The following is a 17,123-nucleotide window of genomic DNA, read 5'->3' as shown; positions in this document are numbered from 1 at the left end:
ACGGTTTACCCAGCGGGATCGGTCGAGACAGTCCGGAGGGGTGCATGGGCGGTGGCCTGCCGGGGCAGCTACGGACGGCGTTCGAGCGCGGCGGTGAGATGGGTCGCCGCATGAGTGAGCTGGACTGGGCGGCGACTCCGCTCGGGGAGCCCGCGCAGTGGCCCGATGAGTTCGTGCACGCCGTTTCCACCATGCTGGCGTCGAAGGCGCAGATCGCCGTCTTCTGGGGCCCCGACTACTGCGCCCTCTACAACGATGCCTACATCCCGACGATTGGCATCAAGCATCCCCTTCACCTGGCCCGGCCCGCCCGCGAGATGTGGGCCGAGACCTGGGGTCTGCTGCAGGACCTGTTCACCGGCGTGGTCACCAACGACGAAGCCTATTGGGCCTCCGACCACCCCTTTCTCCTCGAACGGCACGGCTTCCTCGAGGAGACCTACTTCGACATCTCGTACGATCCCATCAGGCTCGCTGACGGCACGGTTGGCGGCTTTTTCTGCATCGTCAGCGACACGACCGCGCAGGTGCTCAGCAGCCGGCGGGTACGCACGCTGAGCCGGCTCGCCTCGCTGCTGGCCGATGCGCCGGATCAGGCCGCGCTCGGGGTGCAAGCCGCTCGCGTGCTCGGCGAGAACGACGGTGACGTGCCGTTCGCCGCGCTCTACCTCCACGACCCGGCCGGCGGGGACGCCGTGCTGCTGGCCGGATCGTCCGGGGTGCCGCCGGTGGCGTGCTGGCCGTTGGAAGGCGCCGCGCGGCAAGCCGTGGAAACCGCGATCCGCACCGATCGGGCCGGCACGGTAGCAGCCGGGGACGTTGCCCATCCACCGCCCACATCGGCCGCGCCCGAGGCGTTGGTGCTGCCCGTGGGCATCGGCACCACCGATGTCGGTGCCCTGGTTGTCGGGGTCAGCCGGTATCTGGCGCTGGATGACGATTACCGGGACTTCCTGCTGCTGGCCACCGCACAGATCTCCCGGGCGGTCGCCAACTTGCGGGCGTACGAGCAGGAGAGAAAACGCGCCGCCGAGCTGGCGGCCCTCGACGCGGCCAAGACCAACTTCTTTTCCAACGTCAGCCATGAGTTCCGCACGCCGTTGACCTTGATCCTGGGCCCGCTGGAGGATCTGCTGGCGATGCCGGGGATCGACGCCGAGCAGCGGGAACGCCTCGAACCGATGCGGCGCAACGGCTTGCGGCTGCTGAAGCTGGTGAACACCGTGCTCGACTTCTCCCGGCTGGAATCCGGTCGGCTGCGTGCCGCCTACCGGCCCACCGACCTGGCCGACTACACGGCCCGGCTGGCCAGCGCCTTCCGCTCAGCCACCGAGCGCGCCGGGTTGTCGCTGAAGGTCGAGTGCCCGCCGCTGAGCGCGCCCGTCTACGTCGACCGGGAGATGTGGGAGAAGATCGTCTTCAATCTGCTCTCCAATGCGGTCAAGTTCACCCGGTCCGGGGGGATCACCGTGCGGCTGTCGGAGCAGTCCGGGGTCGCGGTGCTGGAAGTGATCGACACCGGGGTGGGCGTCACGCCCGAGGATCAGGCGCTGCTGTTCGATCGGTTCCACCGGGTCACCGGGAGCTGGTCGCGCAGCCACGAGGGCACCGGCATCGGCCTGGCTTTGCTGCGCGAGCTGGTCGAGCTGCACTCCGGCACCGCCACCGCGCAGAGCGCGCCGGGGGTGGGCAGCACGTTCCGGGTTGCCGTCCCGCTCGGGACCGCCCATCTGGCCGCCGATCGCATCGTTGACGACCCGGGCGAGGCGTTGCTCGTCGACCAGGCCCGGCTGTATGTCGAGGAGGCGCACTGGTGGCTTGGCGAAAGCTTGCCCGAGGCCGTACCCACCCCGCCGGGGCAGGTGCAGGCTGCCCGCCGGGGGCGGGTGCTGGTCGCTGACGACAACGCTGACCTGCGCGACCACGTGGTACGGCTGCTGCGGCCGACCTGGGATGTGACAGCGGTAGCCGACGGGCAGGAGGCGCTGGAACGGGCCCGCGACGAACCGTTCGACCTGGTGCTGACCGATGTGATGATGCCCCGGCTGGACGGGTTCGGGCTGATCCAGGCGTTGCGGGCCGACGAGCGGACCCGGGACGTGCCGATCCTGGTGCTCTCCGCCCGTGCCGGCGAGGAGTCCGCGGTCGAGGGCTTGAACGCCGGGGCCGACGACTACCTGGTCAAGCCGTTCTCGGCGCGCGAGCTGACCGCGCGGCTACGGGCCAATTTGGAGCTGGGGCTGCTGCGGCGCCAGATCATCAGCCGGCTGCGCGGGCTGGTCGATGCGGCGGCGGCGGTGAACACCGTACGGACCACGGCCGAGGTGCTCGACGTGGCGGCTCGGCACGTGCGCGCGATGACCTCGGCGGGCCGGGTCGTGGTGACCACGCCGGGGGCCCGGGCCGAAGTGGACGGGGGAGCATCGGACACCGCGCAGCCGGACGCGGTGCTGGTGTTGCCGGACACGTCCGGGGCCACGCTCGGCGAGCTGACGGTGTGGTCCGGCCCGGACGGCCCGGCCGAGCCGGTGCTGCTCACCCAGCTGGCCCGGTTGATCGGGCTGCGCCTGGAGAACGCCCGGCTGTACGAGGCCGAGCACCGCATTGCCAGCACGTTGCAGCACAGCCTGTTGCCGCAGTCGCTGCCCCGGATGCCCGGCGCGATCGTAGCGAGCCGCTACCTGCCGGGCAGTTCCGAAGCCGAGGTGGGTGGCGACTGGTACGACGTCATCCACGCGCCCGGCGATCAACTGTTCCTGGTGATCGGCGATGTGGTTGGCAAGGGTGTGCAAGCCGCTGCCGTGATGGGTCAGCTGCGCAATGCGCTGCGGGCGTACATCCTCGAGGGTTTCGATTGTGGAGATGCCTTGACCCGCCTCAACCGGCTGGTGGACAACCTCGGCCGGCGGCAATTTGCCACAGTGGTCTGCGTGCGATTTGATCCTCGCGTGAGGGAATTGCATTTCTCCTCGGCCGGGCATCCATCGCCGATCATCGCGGCGGCGGGCGAGGAGGGGGAGTTTCTCTACACTTCGGCGCTCGGACCGCCCATCGGTGCGCTCGGCGGCTCGCAATATCCGACGCTGCAGGCCGTGCTCGAACCCGGGCGGCGGCTGCTGCTCTACACCGATGGTCTTGTTGAGGACCGGCGGCAGGGCATCGACACCGGCTTCTCCGAGATCCGCGCGGACCTGGCCCAACCCACCGACCATGTCGAGGATATGCTGGACAACCTGCTGGCCAAGGCCGCTGTGCGCCCCCGCCGCGACGACATCGCGCTGCTGGCGCTGCAGGCCACCGAGCCGCTTGAGTTCGTGTTGCGGCTGCCCGCGGATCCGACTCGGCTCAGCGTGCTGCGGCGCCGTCTGGAGGATTTCCTCACCGCCAACGACGTGCCCGACAATGACATTTTCGACGTGACGGTGGCAGTCTCGGAAGCGGCAGCGAACGCAATCGAGCATCCGATCGACCCGGCCGAGCCAGTGATAACCGTCGAAGTGTCGCTGGTGGACGACGCGGTGACGGCGACCGTGCACGACACCGGCCGGTGGCGTCCGGCGACCGGTCCGGGCTTCCGGGGCCGCGGGCTGGCGCTGATCGGCGCGTTGTCGGAACTGTCGGTGGCGCGTTCCGAGGCGGGCACGTCCGTAACGCTGCGCCGGCCGATCAGCCGCGCTTGAGCCAGGGCTGAGCGTCCAACCCCGAAATCTGCAAAACCCGCAAAACCGCAGCCGATGGTACGACCTCAAGTGTGCCGCCGTCATACCGCTCGACGAGCCGGATCACAGCTTGGATCGCTGCCGAGTCGAAGAACGTGACGCCGTGCAGATCCAGCGTCACCGCTCGGGTCTGCGCGTCGGTGGCCGTCTGGATCATCTGTCCGGCCGTCGACATGTCCACCTCGCCGGTCACGACGACGGTGACGCGCTCGCCGGCCACCGCCGCGGTGACCGAAAAGATGTTCTTGGGGCCGTCTTGATCCACGCAGACACGATTACACAGGGCCCACAGGGCGGCAAGAACCGGTCCCGCTGGCCCGAAGCGCCCGGCCTTGCGGCGATAGGCTGGGAACATGACCGTTCGTGCCCCGCTGACTCCGGGAAAGCTCTCGCCTTGGCGGGCGGTGCCGCCACAGATCACCCGGCCCGAGTATGTCGGCAAGAAGCGCCCGAAAGAGTGGCGTGGCTCGCACGTGCAGACGCCCGAGACCATCGAGAAGATGCGCGTCGCCGGCCGCCTCGCCGCCCAGGCCACCCAGCTCGCCGGGGAGCACTGCAAACCCGGCGTCACCACTGACGAGATCGACCGGGTGGTGCACGAGTTCCTCGTCGACCACGGCGCATACCCCTCGACACTGGGTTACAAGGGCTTCCCCAAGTCCAGCTGCACCTCGCTCAACGAGGTCATCTGCCATGGCATCCCGGACACCACGGTGCTGGAGAACGGCGACATCATCAACGTCGACGTCACCGCCTACATCGACGGGGTGCACGGCGACACCGACGCCACGTTCCTGGTCGGCGAGGTCAACGAGGAGGCGCGGCTGCTGGTCGAGCGCACCCACGAGGCGATGATGCGCGGCATCAAGGTGGTGGCGCCGGGCCGGCCGATCAACGCGATCGGGCGGGTCATCGAGGCGTACGCGCGCCGCTTCGGCTACGGCGTGATCCGCGACTTCACCGGCCACGGCATCGGCGAGACCTTCCACAGCGGCCTCTACATCCCGCACTACGACAACCCGCGGCTGGACCTCGTGATGCAGGAGGGCATGACCTTCACCATCGAGCCGATGATCACGCTGGGCACCCACGAGTACGAGATGTGGAACGACGGCTGGACCGTGGTCACCAAGGACCGCAAGTGGACGGCCCAGTTCGAGCACACGCTGGTGGTGACCGCCGACGGCGCCGAGATCCTGACCCTGCCGTAGCTGTTCGAGCAGTCCCGGCCAGGGCTCCTAGGGGCGTCCCGGCCAGGGAAGAGTCACCGGGCTGACATTGCCGCGGCGACGCCACCGGGTGGCTCGCACGGCGGCGTCGGTCAAGGCGCTCAGGGCCGTCGAGCGGTCGCCACCCTCGGTGGACGGCAGCGTTGCGCGCCACGCCTGCGCGACCCCGTCCTCCACCTGGATGGCCAGCTTGAGGGCACTGTCGCGATCGGTGACCTCGAACGGGAGCTGGTAACCGGCGGGCGCGGGCGCGGTGCTGGCCTTCAGCGCTGCCAGCCGCAGCACCAGCGCGTCCCGGCGGTCGCGGTGGATGGCTTCACAGGCGCGCGCCTCGGTCAGGTCACCGTCGGAGGTCAGTTTCACGCCCAACAGCCCGTACGCGTAGATAGCCGCTTCTTCCGCAGCCAGCGCGGCTGCCATCGCGTCGCTCATCGCAGCGCCTCCGCGTGGGCGGCTCGGGCCGCGGCTATCGAACCCACGATCCCGGCGCGCTCCGCCGGGGCTGTCTTGCACGCCGCGGTCGCGGTCTTCTGGGCCGCCTGCTCGGCCTTGCGCAGCGCGGCCTTGGAATTGCCAGCCGCGGGTGCGCTGGGCGCGGCCGAGGGCAGGGTGGCGCCGATCAGCTTGGCCAGCTCGGCCGCGTGCGCCCGGTGATCGTCGCCGAAGACCTTCAGCGCCGGGTCGGCCACGGCGGCGCGATCATAGCCGGCGGCCAGCGCGAGCGCCTCGTCCAGCACGGGCTGCAGGGCATCGGGGGCCGGCGCCGGCTCGGGGTCGTCGCCGAACAGCCCGCAGCCGGTCAGCGTGGCGAGACCGGCCGTGCCCGCAACCCCACCGAGAAGCTGACGTCTTTTCACTGGACCATCCAACACCATCCGCGCACGTCCTCCTGCAGCATGCCGCTGACCTGCGCGGGCCCCCGATTCGGTGCGGCGCTGGCCGGGGCCCTATGACGGCGCGTTACGCTCTGCGTCAGCCGCCGGGGAAAACGGCCCCGGTGGCATGCCGGTGTTCCCGGCGATCGGCCGGTCGGCGCTCGCCACCGGCCATACTCCAGCAGAAGGGGTTGGGCCCGATGACGCAGCGTGGTCGCGCCGGTGCCCGGCCGTCGAACAACCGCCACTCCGGTGGGCGGGGTCGTGACGCAGCCGCCGAGCAGCCGGCTCCCGCGGCTCCACGGATCGATCTGGTGGCCGCCCGCGCGCGGGTCCGAGCCGTGATCGAACCGGTGGTGGTGGCTGCCGGGTACGACCTCGAAGAGGTGAATCTGTCGCGGGCCGGCCGCCGGCACGTGGTGCGGGTGCTCGTCGACGCCGACGGTGGGATCAGCCTGGACGACGTCGCGGTGGTGTCCCGGGAGATCTCCCATGCCCTGGACGCGGCCGACGAGTCCGGCGACGAGGTGCTGGCTGGGGAATATCAGCTGGAGGTGGGCTCGCCGGGCGTGGACCGGCCGCTGACCCTGCCCCGGCACTGGCGGCGCAACGTCACCCGGCTGGTGAGCGTCACCGTCGCCGGCCGCGCGCTGACCGGGCGCATCACCGGCGCGGATGACACCGGCGTGGTGCTCGACGTGGACGGGAAGGTTAGCGAGATCCCCTACGCGGAACTCGGCCCCGGCAAGGTCCAGATCGAGTTCAAGCGGCTGGACGAGGCGGTCTTCGCGGACGACGAAGACGGCGATGAAGACGACGAGGACGATGTCTTCGCAGACGATGACGACGATGAGGATGGGGAGGGCGAGGACAGGTGAACATCGACCTCGCGGCGCTGCGCGCCCTGGAGCGCGAGCGGGAGATCCCGTTCGACACGATCCTCGCGGCGATCGAGACCGCGCTGCTGACCGCTTACCGGCACACCGAGGGCGCCGAAGCGCACGCCCGGGTGGAGATCGACCGTAAGAACGGTGCCGCCCTGGTGTTCGCCCAGGAGTTGGATGCCGACGGCACGATCGTGCGCGAATGGGACGACACCCCGCACGACTTCGGGCGCATCGCCGCGATGACCGCCAAGCAGGTGATCCTGCAGCGGCTGCGCGAGGCGACCGACGAGGTCCACTTCGGCGAGTACGCCGGGCGCGACGGTGACCTGGTCACCGGCATCGTGCAGGCCGATGCCGCGCGGGCCGAGAAGGGCATCGTGATCGTCGACCTGGGCAAGCTGGAGGCCGTCCTCCCGCAAGCCGAACAGGTGCCCGGCGAAACGTACGACCACGGCTCCCGCATCCGCGCGATCGTGGTGCACGTGGCCAAGGGCTTCCGAGGTCCGCAGATCACGTTGTCGCGCTCGCACCCCGCGCTGGTGAAGAAGCTTTTCTCGCTTGAGGTGCCGGAAATCGCCGACGGTGTGGTGGAGATCGCTGCGATCGCACGTGAGTCTGGTCACCGTACGAAGATCGCCGTGCACTCGACTGTCCCCGGCGTCAACGCCAAGGGCGCCTGCATCGGCCCGATGGGTCAGCGGGTGCGCGCCGTGATGTCGGAGCTGCACGGCGAGAAAATCGACATCATCGACTGGTCCGAGGACCCGGCGCAGTTCGTCGGCAATGCCCTCTCGCCTGCCAGGGCACTGCGGGTGGAGGTCGTTGACCTGGCCGCACGCACCGCCCGGGTGACCGTGCCGGACTTCCAGTTGTCGCTGGCGATCGGGCGCGAGGGGCAAAACGCCCGGCTCGCCGCCCGGCTGACCGGCTGGCGCATCGACATCCGCCCGGACAACGAGGCGTCGCCGGCCCCGGAGCGGGATGCCGCCGAGACCGGAAGCTGACCGGATACGCGGGAAGCGCGTGCGAGGAGTAGACTTTTGCGGGGCTGGCCCGGTGCGTGTTCCTGAACGGACGTGCATCGGTTGTCGCTTACGCGCGCCAGCCTCGGCGTTACTGCGGTTCGTCGCGGTGGGAGCAGGAGATTCTTTCCGGCTTCAACCAGATCCGAACCGCCGGCTGCCGGGTCGGGGCGCGCATTTGCATCCTGATCTGGCCTGCTTCGCGCAAGCGGAGCGGCGTCGCGCCTTCGGGCGTGCGTTGCGTCTCACCGGTGTTGCTGACACCGGCTTGCTTGCCGAGCACATCCGCACGGCCGCGCCGCGCGGAACGACCGATGACGAGGCGTCGGTGCCTCGTCACGACCCAGCAAGGTAGGACGACCGACATGAGCACACGATGAAGTCCCTGAAATGACCAGGCTTCTAGTGCACGAGTGAGGTCGCTGCGGGTTCGGCTCGCACGACCTCAAAGTGAGGAGTGCAGTGCCAGGCAAGGCCCGCGTACACGAGCTCGCAAAGGAGCTCGGGGTCGACAGCAAGACCGTTCTCGCCAAGCTCAAGGAGATGGGCGAGTTCGTCAAATCCGCATCCAGCACGGTTGAGGCCCCCGTGGCCCGGCGGCTGCGTGGTGCTTACGAGGCGCAGAACGGATCCGCCGCACCGGCGGCCTCCGCTCCGGCGCCCAGCAGCGCCCCCGCGTCCTCCGCGCCCCGCCCCAACCCGATGACGGCACGGCCCCAGCCGCCGCGCCCGACGCCGGCTCCGGGAGCGCCCAGCGCTACCGCGTCACCGGCTCCCACTACTACTCCGGGTGCCTCCGTGCCTGGTCCCGGGCCCCGGCCCGGTCCCAAGGCGCCGGTTCCCGGCCGTCCGGGCCCCCGGCCCGGTCCGGTGGCCAAGCCGGCCAGCGCGCACGACATCGAGGTGGCGGCCGCCGAGGCTCGCGCATCGGCTCTCAAGGCCGAGCAAGAGGCCGCGGTGAAGGCTGCTCAGGAGGCCCGCACCCGCGACGCCGAGCGCCGGGCGCAGCAGCCCCCGGCCGACGGTGGCGCCTCCCGCCCGCGCCCGCCGGGTCCCGGTTCGGTCCCGCCGCGTCCCGGTTCGCCGGCTGCGGCGCGCCCGGCTGCGCCCGGTGCCCCCGCTCCGGGCCGTCCGGCCCCCGGTGGCGGCGCTCCGCGGCCGCCGGCGCGTGGGCCCGGTAACAACCCGTTCGGTGTCTCCGGCGGTGGCGGCGCTTCGCGGCCGTCCCCGGCGTCGATGCCGCGTCCCAACCAGCCCGGCATGCCGCCGCGGCCGAGCCCGGCGTCCATGCCGCCGCGGCCCAGCCCCGCGTCCATGCCCTCGCAGCGTCCCGGTCGTCCGGCCGGCCCCGGCACGGGTCGCCCCGGCGGTCCCGGTGGCGGCGGTCGCGGTCCCGGTGGTGGCGCTGGTGGCGGCTTCCGTCCCGGTGGTGCCGGCGGCGGTGGCGGTGGCTACCGCGGCGGCCCGGGTGCCGGCGGCGGTGGCGGTGGCTACCGCGGTGGCCCCGGCGGCGGTGGCGGCGCTGGTGGCGGCTTCCGTCCCGGTGGCGGCGGCGGTGGCCCGGTCGGCGGTGCCCCCGGTCGTCCCGGCGGTGGCGGTCGTGGCCGTGGCGGCGGCGCCGCGGGTGCCTTCGGGCGGCCGGGTGGCCGGCCGACGCGTGGCCGCAAGTCGAAGAAGCAGCGGCGTCAAGAGTTCGACAACCTGTCGGCTCCGCAGATGAGTTCGGGTGCTCCGCGCGGTCAGGGTCAGGAGATCCGGCTGTCGCGTGGCGCCTCGCTGTCCGACTTCGCTGACAAGATCAACGCCAACCCCGGCTCGCTGGTCCAGGAGATGTTCAACCTGGGCGAGATGGTCACGGCGACGCAGTCGTGCTCCGATGACACGCTGCTGCTGCTGGGGGAGCACCTGGGCTTCAACGTCCAGATCGTCAGCCCCGAGGACGAGGACCGTGAGCTGCTCGCGCAGTTCAACATCGACCTCGACGCCGCGGTTGCCGAGGACCGGCTGGTCACCCGCCCGCCGGTGGTGACCGTCATGGGTCACGTCGACCACGGTAAGACGAAGCTGCTCGACGCCATCCGCAAGACCAACGTGGTCGCCGGTGAGGCGGGTGGCATCACCCAGCACATCGGTGCCTACCAGGTCGCCTACGAGCACAACGGCATCGACCGCGCCATCACGTTCCTCGACACCCCGGGTCACGAGGCGTTCACCGCCATGCGTGCCCGTGGTGCCCAGGCGACGGACATCGTGATCCTGGTGGTCGCGGCCGACGACGGCGTCATGCCGCAGACGGTCGAGGCGCTCAACCACGCCAAGGCCGCCGAGGTCCCGATCGTGGTCGCGGTCAACAAGGTCGACAAGCCGGACGCCAACCCGGAGAAGGTCCGCCAGCAGCTGGCCGACTACGGGCTGCTCGCCGAGGAGTACGGCGGCGAGACGATGTTCGTCAACGTCGCGGCCAAGCCCGGCATCGGCATCGACGACCTGCTCGAGGCCGTTCTGCTGACCGCCGACGCGTCGCTGGAGCTCACCGCTCCGACCGACGGCCCGGCGCAGGGTGTCGTGGTGGAGTCGCACCTGGACAAGGGCCGCGGTGCGGTCGCCACCGTCCTGGTGCAGAAGGGCACGCTGCGGGCCGGCGACTCGATCGTGGCGGGTGGCGCGCACGGCCGCGTCCGCGCCATGCTCGACGAGAACGGCAACAACGTCGCCGAGGCCGAGCCGGCCCGTCCGGTTCTGGTGCTGGGTCTGACGTCGGTGCCGGGTGCCGGTGACACGTTCCTGGCGGCCGAGGACGACCGCACGGTGCGTCAGATCGCCGAGCAGCGGCAAGCCCGCCGTCGTGCGGCGAGCTTCGCCAACTCGCGTGGCCGGGCCACCCTCGAGACGCTCATGGAGCAGCTCAAGGAGGGCGAGAAGACCTCGCTCACGCTGCTCATCAAGGGTGACTCGTCCGGTTCGGTCGAGGCCCTCGAGGACGCGCTGTTCAAGATCGAGATTCCGGACGAGATTCAGCTCAAGGTCATCCACCGCGGCGTCGGTGCGATCACCGAGAGCGACGTCAACCTGGCGTCGGCCTCGTCGGAGCAGATCGCGACGATCATCGGCTTCAACGTCCGGGCGTCGAACAAGGTCAAGGAGCTCGCCGACCGCGCCGGCGTGGAGATCCGCTACTACAGCGTGATCTACCAGGCCATCGAGGAGATCGAGGCGGCGCTCAAGGGCCTGCTCAAGCCGGAGTACGAAGAGGTCGAGCAGGGCACGGCGGAGATCCGCGAGGTCTTCCGCTCATCCAAGATCGGTCTCATCGCCGGTACGATCGTCCGGTCGGGCCTCATCCGCCGCAACGCCAAGGCACGCGTCCTGCGCGACGGTGTCGTGGTGGCGGAGAACGTCACGATCAACTCGCTGCGGCGGTTCAAGGACGACGCAACCGAGGTCCGCGAGGGCTTCGAGTGTGGCGTCACCTTCTCGGGCTTCGGCACGCCGCAGATCGGCGACGTGTTCGAGACCTTCGAGATGCGCGAGAAGCCGCGGGCCTGATCCCAGCGGTATGACGTCGGCCCCCGGTGCTCAGGCACCGGGGGCCGTTGTCTTTACTACTCAGATGTCCCGCTACGCCCTCCTGCTCGCCCCGTCCGCCAACCGTGTCTACGCCGACCAGGCCGGGCGCCTGACCCGCGCCGAGCTGGCCGCGTTCTCCCGCGTGCTCACCGCCCCGCTGAGCGACATCGCGGAAACCACGATCGGTGGCGTCGGCTACATCACCTTCGAGGGCGAGCTCACCGCGCAGGACATTGCCTACCTGGCCAACCTGTCGGCCGGCTACGCGCTGTTCGAGCAGGCCGCCGAGGACCTGCTACGTCCGGTCACGCTGACCCCGCTGGCCCGCTTCGACAGCGACCTCATCACCATCCCGAAGTACGCGGGCAAGACCAACGAGCAGTTCACCAAGCTGCTGCTCAACCTCACGCTGCTCGGCTCGGCGTCGGCGACCCGCATGCTCGACGGCGGGCTCACCGTGCTCGACCCGCTGGCCGGGCGCGGCACCACCCTCAACCAGGCGCTGATGTATGGCTACGACGCCATCGGGGTGGAGATCGACGGCAAGGACGTGGAGGCGTACAAGCTGTTCCTGCAGACGTGGTTGAAGCGCAAGAGGCTCAAACACACTGCCGATCTCGTTCCGGTACGACGCCAGGGCCGTCGCGCCGCCCGCCGGCTCGAGGTCACACTCGCAGCCAGTAAGGAAGACCACAAAGCCGGAGCGGTCCAGAAGGTGGTCGTGCTGCAGACCGACACGACCCAGATCGACGGGTTGCTGCGGGGCGGCTGTGCGGACGTACTGGTAGCAGATCTGCCCTATGGGGTGGCCCACGGCAGTTACGACGATGCCGGCGGCATCACACGCAGCCCTCTCGACCTGCTGGAACGTGCGATCCCGCAATGGCTGCCGCTGCTGCGTCCGGGGGCGGCGATCGGGCTGTCCTGGAACACCAAGGTCGCCAAGCGTGAGTTGGCCGAGGACATCCTGATCGCCAACGGCCTGCAACTCGTGGCCGAGCAGGAGTTGAGCCACCGCGTCGACCAGGGCATCGAGCGCGACATCCTGGTGGCCCGCAAATCCGGGTGAGGTTGTCAGACCCGGGGCGTACTCTGCTCGCTGATGTACACGGAGACTGCGGTATTCGACCTGCTTCTGCCCGGTGACTCGCGCACGCTCAAGCAGAAGCGTTCCTATCTTCGCCCGATCATCGCGATGCTGCGAAAGTTCGAGGTCAGCGTGGCCGAGGTGGGCCTGCACGACCTGGTTGGCCGGGCCCGGATCGGGGTGGCGGTGGTGGCCGCCGAGCCGGCCCAGGCCCGCGCCGTGGTCGATACCTGTGAGAACCAGGTGGCCGGGCGCCCGGAAATTGACCTCTTATCGGTCAAACGCCGCCTCTACGGCGAAGACGACGACGAGTAGTGGCGACAGTTCAGGCCGCAGGCGCGGTGGGTAGGCTTCGGGAGTTAGGCGGGGGCAGGACAGCCCCGTAGGCACGGTTGTCGGAGGTGGGCGTATGTCGGACCCGGCCAAGACGCGACGGCACGCGGAGCGGGTGCGGGAGCTGGTGGCCTCGCTGGTACGCGAGATCAAGGACCCCAGGCTCGGCATGCTGACTGTCACGGACGCCCGGATCACGGGCGACCTGCGGGACGCGCAGGTGTTCTACACGGTGCTCGGGGACCCGACCGAGCAGGCTTCGACCGCCGCAGCGCTGGAGAGCGCCAAGGGCATGCTGCGCAGCCGCGTCGGCCACGCCCTGGGACTGCGCCACTCGCCAAGCCTCACGTTCGTCCTGGACAACGTGCAGGACCACGCGAAGGAGATCGACGACCTGCTTGCTGCCGCCCGGCACCGCGACGAGGAAGTCCAGCGGCTGGCGGCCGGCAAGCACTACGCCGGCGACCCGGACCCGTACAAGTCCGAGGAAGACGAGGACGATGCGGGCGATGCCGACGAGCGAGTAGGCGTCGAGGAGAAACGGTGACGGACACGGTCTCCCGGGCCATCGCGGCTGCCGTAGCGGAATTCGAAGCCGAAAACGACAACTGGGCCCCGGCCGTGGCGGCGGTCGAGGAGCTGGCCCCGGACGACCGTGTCCTGCTCATCTGCCACGTCAACCCGGACGGCGACGCGCTGGGCAGCATGCTCGGCTTCGGTCTCGGGCTGCGGCAGCTGGGCGTACGCAATCTGCAGGCAACATTCCCCGGCGAGTTCGAGGTCCCGGCGCCCTTCGCGGCCATGCCGGGCCTCGACCTGCTGGTCCCGGCGCACGAGGCTCACGCCGACCCCGACCTGGTCGTGGTGTTCGACGTGGCCGCCGAGTCCCGGATGGGCGCGCTGGCCGACCGGCTGGAACGGGCAACCACATCCGTGGTGCTCGACCACCACGCCACCAACACCGGCTTCGGCGACGTCCGCCTGGTCAACCCCCGCGCCGCCGCCACCTCGGTAGTGGTGGAGGAACTGCTCGACCAGTTGGATGTGGAACTCGATGCGGACATCGCCGAGTGCCTCTACATTGCGCTGGCCACCGACACCGGCTCCTTCCGCTTCGACATGACCACCCCCCAGGTCCACGAAATGGCGGCCCGCCTGATCGAAACCGGCATCCGCCCCGGCGAGATCTCCCGCCGCATCTTCGACAGCCGCCCCTTCGAAGCAATGAAGCTCTTCGCCGACGTACTGTCCCGCGCTGAAATGGAACCCGAAGCGGCCGGCGGCCACGGCATGGTCTGGACATATGCAACCCTCGAAGACCTCGACCGCCACGCCCAGCGGCCCTACGTGCTCGACGCGCTGATAGACCCGGTGCGCTGCGTGGCCGAGGTCGACGTGTCAGTAGTCATCAAGCAGGTGGCCCCCACTGAGTGGGCGGTGTCGCTGCGCAGCAAGGGCGCGGTGGACGTGAGCGCGGTGGCGATCGCGCTGCACGGGGGCGGGCATCGGCTGGCGGCTGGCTTCACCGGGTACGGGACGCCGGCTGAGGTCATCGCTACAGTTCGGCAGGAGCTGAGCAAGCACCTGGTGTCCTAGGGCTGCTTGTATCAGGGCTGCTTGTATCGGGGCCGGGCCTTGGCTGCCGCTTTGGCGCTGACGGGGTTGGGGCCGGCGCTTGCGAGCCGGGTTCAGTTGCCGGCTGGGCTCGGGTGCGGTGCTGTCCGCGCTTTGTCTGCGGGTAGGCCGCGACCTGCGCGCAATCCTGGCCTTCGGGAAACCGTGATCCGAATCGGCGGCGTCTCGCAGGTCGGCTGTCGTGCCGTCTCCGCGGCGACCTCCCTAGCGACCCCGCCCGGTGTTTTGGGCGATCCCCTGCGGCGCCGTTTCGGTCGTCTTCTTGCGGTGCCAGTTCTGACGCCCCCTCGCGGCGCCAGTTCTGCCGATCCGGCCCTGGCCTGACCCGCCCGGCCTGATCCGGCCCTGGCCTGACCCGCCCGGCCTGATCCGGCCCTGGTCCGGTGGGCCCGGCCTTGCGCGCGACTGGGCCTGACTCGGTCCGGTCCGGTGAAATCCGATCCGGCTTGGAGAGGTGTGGTGCTGCTTCGTCCGGGATGGCCCTGGCGTGGCGCGGTCTGACGCTGCCTGATCTGGGATGGCCGGAGCGGCCCATCGAACGTTTCCCCACTGGCGATCAACCCTCAACGACGCCATCGCTGAAGCCCCATCCACCCGCTTTCGTCACCTCCCCCGCAGCCTGAAAAGCCTCATCTGCCCCATCTGTTCCGCGCGCCCAGCACTCGCCGTGAACCACCACCCAGGCGCAAACCCACCCCGCCCGGAAGCTCGCAACCCGCGCCGCCATCCTTTCCCTCCGCGGCCAAAATCACCGCCATCCCGGCACCCGTACCCTGCTCCGAACCCCACTCGCCACCTCGCCTTGTCGGGTTTCTGCGTCCCGTTTTCTGGGATCTGCGCGATACCTGGCGGGACTTAACGCTAGTTTGGGTTAACGGTGATTTGGTTTTTGCACGGTCACGACCATGACCGCGGGTGACCTTTGGTTTCCCCTTGGCGAAGACCTCGAGCCACCCGGGCCACCTGTCCCGGGAATGCGCCGCCAGCATCGCCCGGTGATCCCGGGACGGTCTTTGGGACGCCGCTCGATTGATCCCTGTGAAAGGAACCATCATGGCTGCCAAGCCGAAGCCTCAGCCCTCCGACGACGCCCGTGAGCAGATGCGCCGCGCCCTGCAGACGTCAATGGACACCCGCCAGTAAGCCCGGCCAGTAAGTCGGCGAACGCCCCGTCAGTGCGCTGTCCTGTAAGTCGACGAACGCCCGTCAGCGCGCCTGTCCTGCAAGTCGACGAACGGACGCCAGGAATGACGGACGCCCGACGACACTCGCGGCCGGTAGGCCGGCCCACGCCCGCCGGTTAGCCTGGCTTGTAAGTCGGCCCACGCCCGCCGGTAAGCCCGGCTCGTAAGTCGGCCCACGCCCGTCGGCAGGCCTGCCCTGTAACTAGCACCTATCGTTTGCGGCCCTTACGGCTGTGCGGGCATCATGACGTCTCATGAGCCTGCCTGCCGCTGAACGCACCTTGAGCCGGCGCATCGCCGCGTTGGCCTTTCCGGCCCTGGTCGTGCTCGCGGCCGAGCCGCTCTACGTCCTCGTTGACACCGCGGTGGTCGGCCATCTTGGCCGCGTGCCGTTGGCGGCCGTTGCGGTTGGTGGCACCGTCATGTCGCTGGCCGTCTGGTTCGGCACGCTGATGGCGTACGGGACCACGGGTCGCGCCGCGCGCCGGTTCGGGGCCGGGGATCGTGCCGCAGCGGTCGAGGAAGGCGTGCAGGCGTCCTGGCTGGCGTTGATGACCGGGGTGCTGCTGGTGCTGCTGGCCCAGGTCTTCGCCGGTCCGCTGACCCGGGCCCTGGCCAGCGACCCCGGAGCCACCGCGGCCGCCGCGCGTTGGTTGCGCATCGCCGTGTTCGGGGTGCCGGGGTTGCTTCTGGCCGCCGCGGGCAACGGGTGGATGCGCGGGGTGCAGGACACCCGCCGTCCGCTGTACTTCGTGCTCGGCGCGAACGTGCTGTCGGCGATCCTGTGCCCGCTGCTGGTCTACGTTGCGGGCTGGGGGCTCGCCGGCTCGGCCATCGCCAATGTGACCGCCCAGTCGATCACCGGTGGCCTCTTCCTGTGGGCGATCATCCGCGAACGGGTGGTGCTGCGGCCCGTACCCGCGGTGATCGGCAATCAGTTGGTGCTGGGCCGAGACCTGCTGATCCGCGGAGCCGCGTTCCAGGCGTGCTGGCTCTCGGCGACCGGGGTGGCCGCCCGTTTCGGAGTGGCGGCGTTGGGTGCTCACCAGATCGCCCTGCAGTTGTGGTTCTTCGCCGCGCTGGCCCTGGACGCCGTCGCCATTGCCGCGCAGTCGCTGGTCGGTGCCGCGCTGGGAGCCGGTGACGAGCCGGCTGCCCGCGGGGTTGCCCGCAGGGTCACGCTGGTCGGGGGCATTGCGGGCGGTGCGTTCGCGGTACTTGCCGCAGCGGGCGCCGGGGTCATCCCAAGCCTGTTCACCGGCGACCGCGCGGTGCACGAGCAGGCCGCTGTGGTGTGGCCGTGGTTCGTGGGCATGCTGCCGTTCGCGGGCGTGGTCTACGCCCTCGATGGGGTGATGATTGGCGCCGGCGACGTCGGCTACCTGCGCACGATGACCCTGGTGGGCGCGCTGGGCGGCTTTCTTCCGCTTATTTGGATCTCGTACGTCCGCAACTGGGGCTTGCCCGGCATCTGGGCCGGTCTGGCGATGTTCACGCTGGTCCGCCTGGTCGCGCTGGTGCTGCGGTGGCGAGGACCGCGCTGGGCGGTGGTGGGCGCAACCCGGTGAACGGCGTCTGGTTGGGT

At 70.0% G+C, this 17,123-nt stretch carries 14 protein-coding genes; 11 read left to right on the top strand and 3 right to left on the bottom strand.

The features are described 5' to 3' along the window. Nucleotides 1-44 precede the first annotated feature (44 nt). Complete coding sequence (locus TFC3_RS25985; protein WP_067505116.1) at nt 45-3,680, top strand: SpoIIE family protein phosphatase; 3,636 nt, start codon at nt 45-47, stop codon at nt 3,678-3,680. On the opposite strand, the gene TFC3_RS25980 is transcribed toward TFC3_RS25985, so the two are convergent. Further along, nucleotides 3,667-3,984, bottom strand: a complete 318-nt coding sequence (locus tag TFC3_RS25980) for an STAS domain-containing protein (RefSeq protein ID WP_236718323.1) — start codon at nt 3,982-3,984, stop codon at nt 3,667-3,669. The genes TFC3_RS25985 and TFC3_RS25980 overlap by 14 nt on opposite strands. A gap of 88 nt (nt 3,985-4,072) precedes the next feature. Between TFC3_RS25980 and map the strand changes: the two genes are divergently transcribed. After that, nucleotides 4,073-4,930, top strand: a complete 858-nt coding sequence (gene map / locus TFC3_RS25975; protein ID WP_067505113.1) for a type I methionyl aminopeptidase — start codon at nt 4,073-4,075, stop codon at nt 4,928-4,930. A 27-nt stretch (nt 4,931-4,957) separates the two neighbouring features. On the opposite strand, the gene TFC3_RS25970 is transcribed toward map, so the two are convergent. Both TFC3_RS25970 and TFC3_RS25965 read right to left on the bottom strand, forming a co-directional pair. Further along, the gene (locus tag TFC3_RS25970; protein WP_067505111.1) at nt 4,958-5,380 is read right to left on the bottom strand and encodes a ferritin-like domain-containing protein; all 423 of its coding nucleotides are present in this window, start codon (nt 5,378-5,380) and stop codon (nt 4,958-4,960) included. After that, nucleotides 5,377-5,805 carry a hypothetical protein gene (locus tag TFC3_RS25965; RefSeq protein ID WP_067505108.1) on the bottom strand — a complete coding sequence of 143 codons (429 nt, stop codon included), beginning with the start codon at nt 5,803-5,805 and terminating at the stop codon, nt 5,377-5,379. The genes TFC3_RS25970 and TFC3_RS25965 overlap by 4 nt, the downstream gene beginning before the upstream one ends. Before the next feature lie 218 nt (nt 5,806-6,023). Here TFC3_RS25965 and rimP point away from each other — a divergent pair, with 218 nt between their 5' ends. From rimP to TFC3_RS25920, 9 genes are all read left to right on the top strand, one after another. Beyond that, nucleotides 6,024-6,701 carry a ribosome maturation factor RimP gene (gene rimP / locus TFC3_RS25960; RefSeq protein ID WP_067505105.1) on the top strand — a complete coding sequence of 226 codons (678 nt, stop codon included), beginning with the start codon at nt 6,024-6,026 and terminating at the stop codon, nt 6,699-6,701. Beyond that, nucleotides 6,698-7,714, top strand: coding sequence for a transcription termination factor NusA (nusA, locus tag TFC3_RS25955; RefSeq protein WP_067505101.1), 1,017 nt, complete (start codon nt 6,698-6,700; stop codon nt 7,712-7,714). The genes rimP and nusA overlap by 4 nt, the downstream gene beginning before the upstream one ends. Beyond that, nucleotides 7,692-8,087, top strand: coding sequence for a YlxR family protein (locus tag TFC3_RS36270; protein ID WP_082772308.1), 396 nt, complete (start codon nt 7,692-7,694; stop codon nt 8,085-8,087). The genes nusA and TFC3_RS36270 overlap by 23 nt, the downstream gene beginning before the upstream one ends. 107 nt (nt 8,088-8,194) lie before the next feature. Continuing rightward, nucleotides 8,195-11,278, top strand: coding sequence for a translation initiation factor IF-2 (gene infB, locus TFC3_RS25945; protein WP_067505096.1), 3,084 nt, complete (start codon nt 8,195-8,197; stop codon nt 11,276-11,278). A gap of 64 nt (nt 11,279-11,342) precedes the next feature. After that, nucleotides 11,343-12,368, top strand: a complete 1,026-nt coding sequence (locus TFC3_RS25940; RefSeq protein WP_067505092.1) for a TRM11 family methyltransferase — start codon at nt 11,343-11,345, stop codon at nt 12,366-12,368. A gap of 33 nt (nt 12,369-12,401) precedes the next feature. Continuing rightward, nucleotides 12,402-12,701, top strand: a complete 300-nt coding sequence (locus TFC3_RS25935; protein ID WP_067505088.1) for a DUF503 domain-containing protein — start codon at nt 12,402-12,404, stop codon at nt 12,699-12,701. Between the two features lie 94 nt (nt 12,702-12,795). Further along, a complete protein-coding gene (rbfA, locus tag TFC3_RS25930) occupies nt 12,796-13,266 on the top strand; it encodes a 30S ribosome-binding factor RbfA (RefSeq protein ID WP_067505084.1) in 471 nt (156 codons plus the stop codon). After that, the gene (locus TFC3_RS25925; RefSeq protein ID WP_082772307.1) at nt 13,263-14,315 is read left to right on the top strand and encodes a bifunctional oligoribonuclease/PAP phosphatase NrnA; all 1,053 of its coding nucleotides are present in this window, start codon (nt 13,263-13,265) and stop codon (nt 14,313-14,315) included. Before rbfA ends, TFC3_RS25925 begins: the two co-directional genes overlap by 4 nt. 1,477 nt (nt 14,316-15,792) lie before the next feature. Continuing rightward, nucleotides 15,793-17,106 carry an MATE family efflux transporter gene (locus tag TFC3_RS25920; protein WP_067505081.1) on the top strand — a complete coding sequence of 438 codons (1,314 nt, stop codon included), beginning with the start codon at nt 15,793-15,795 and terminating at the stop codon, nt 17,104-17,106. The last annotated feature ends 17 nt before the right edge of the window (nt 17,107-17,123 follow it).

It is taken from the genome of Actinoplanes sp. TFC3, assembly GCF_001553785.1.
In the GTDB taxonomy this organism is placed as follows: Bacteria; Actinomycetota; Actinomycetes; order Mycobacteriales; family Micromonosporaceae; genus Actinoplanes.
Note: the sequence above shows the minus strand (reverse complement) of the source record. Positions and strands in the feature narration are given on the sequence as shown.

What these genes read in the sequence shown, in the direction of transcription:
- TFC3_RS36270 (WP_082772308.1), top strand. Translation starts at nt 7,692, where the DNA reads ATGCCGCCGAGACCGGAAGCTGACCGGATACGCGGGAAGCGCGTGCGA.
- map (WP_067505113.1), top strand. Translation starts at nt 4,073, where the DNA reads ATGACCGTTCGTGCCCCGCTGACTCCGGGAAAGCTCTCGCCTTGGCGG.
- TFC3_RS25935 (WP_067505088.1), top strand. Translation starts at nt 12,402, where the DNA reads ATGTACACGGAGACTGCGGTATTCGACCTGCTTCTGCCCGGTGACTCG.
- TFC3_RS25940 (WP_067505092.1), top strand. Translation starts at nt 11,343, where the DNA reads ATGTCCCGCTACGCCCTCCTGCTCGCCCCGTCCGCCAACCGTGTCTAC.
- TFC3_RS25985 (WP_067505116.1), top strand. Translation starts at nt 45, where the DNA reads ATGGGCGGTGGCCTGCCGGGGCAGCTACGGACGGCGTTCGAGCGCGGC.
- TFC3_RS25970 (WP_067505111.1), bottom strand. Translation starts at nt 5,380, where the DNA reads ATGAGCGACGCGATGGCAGCCGCGCTGGCTGCGGAAGAAGCGGCTATC.
- TFC3_RS25920 (WP_067505081.1), top strand. Translation starts at nt 15,793, where the DNA reads ATGAGCCTGCCTGCCGCTGAACGCACCTTGAGCCGGCGCATCGCCGCG.
- rbfA (WP_067505084.1), top strand. Translation starts at nt 12,796, where the DNA reads ATGTCGGACCCGGCCAAGACGCGACGGCACGCGGAGCGGGTGCGGGAG.
- rimP (WP_067505105.1), top strand. Translation starts at nt 6,024, where the DNA reads ATGACGCAGCGTGGTCGCGCCGGTGCCCGGCCGTCGAACAACCGCCAC.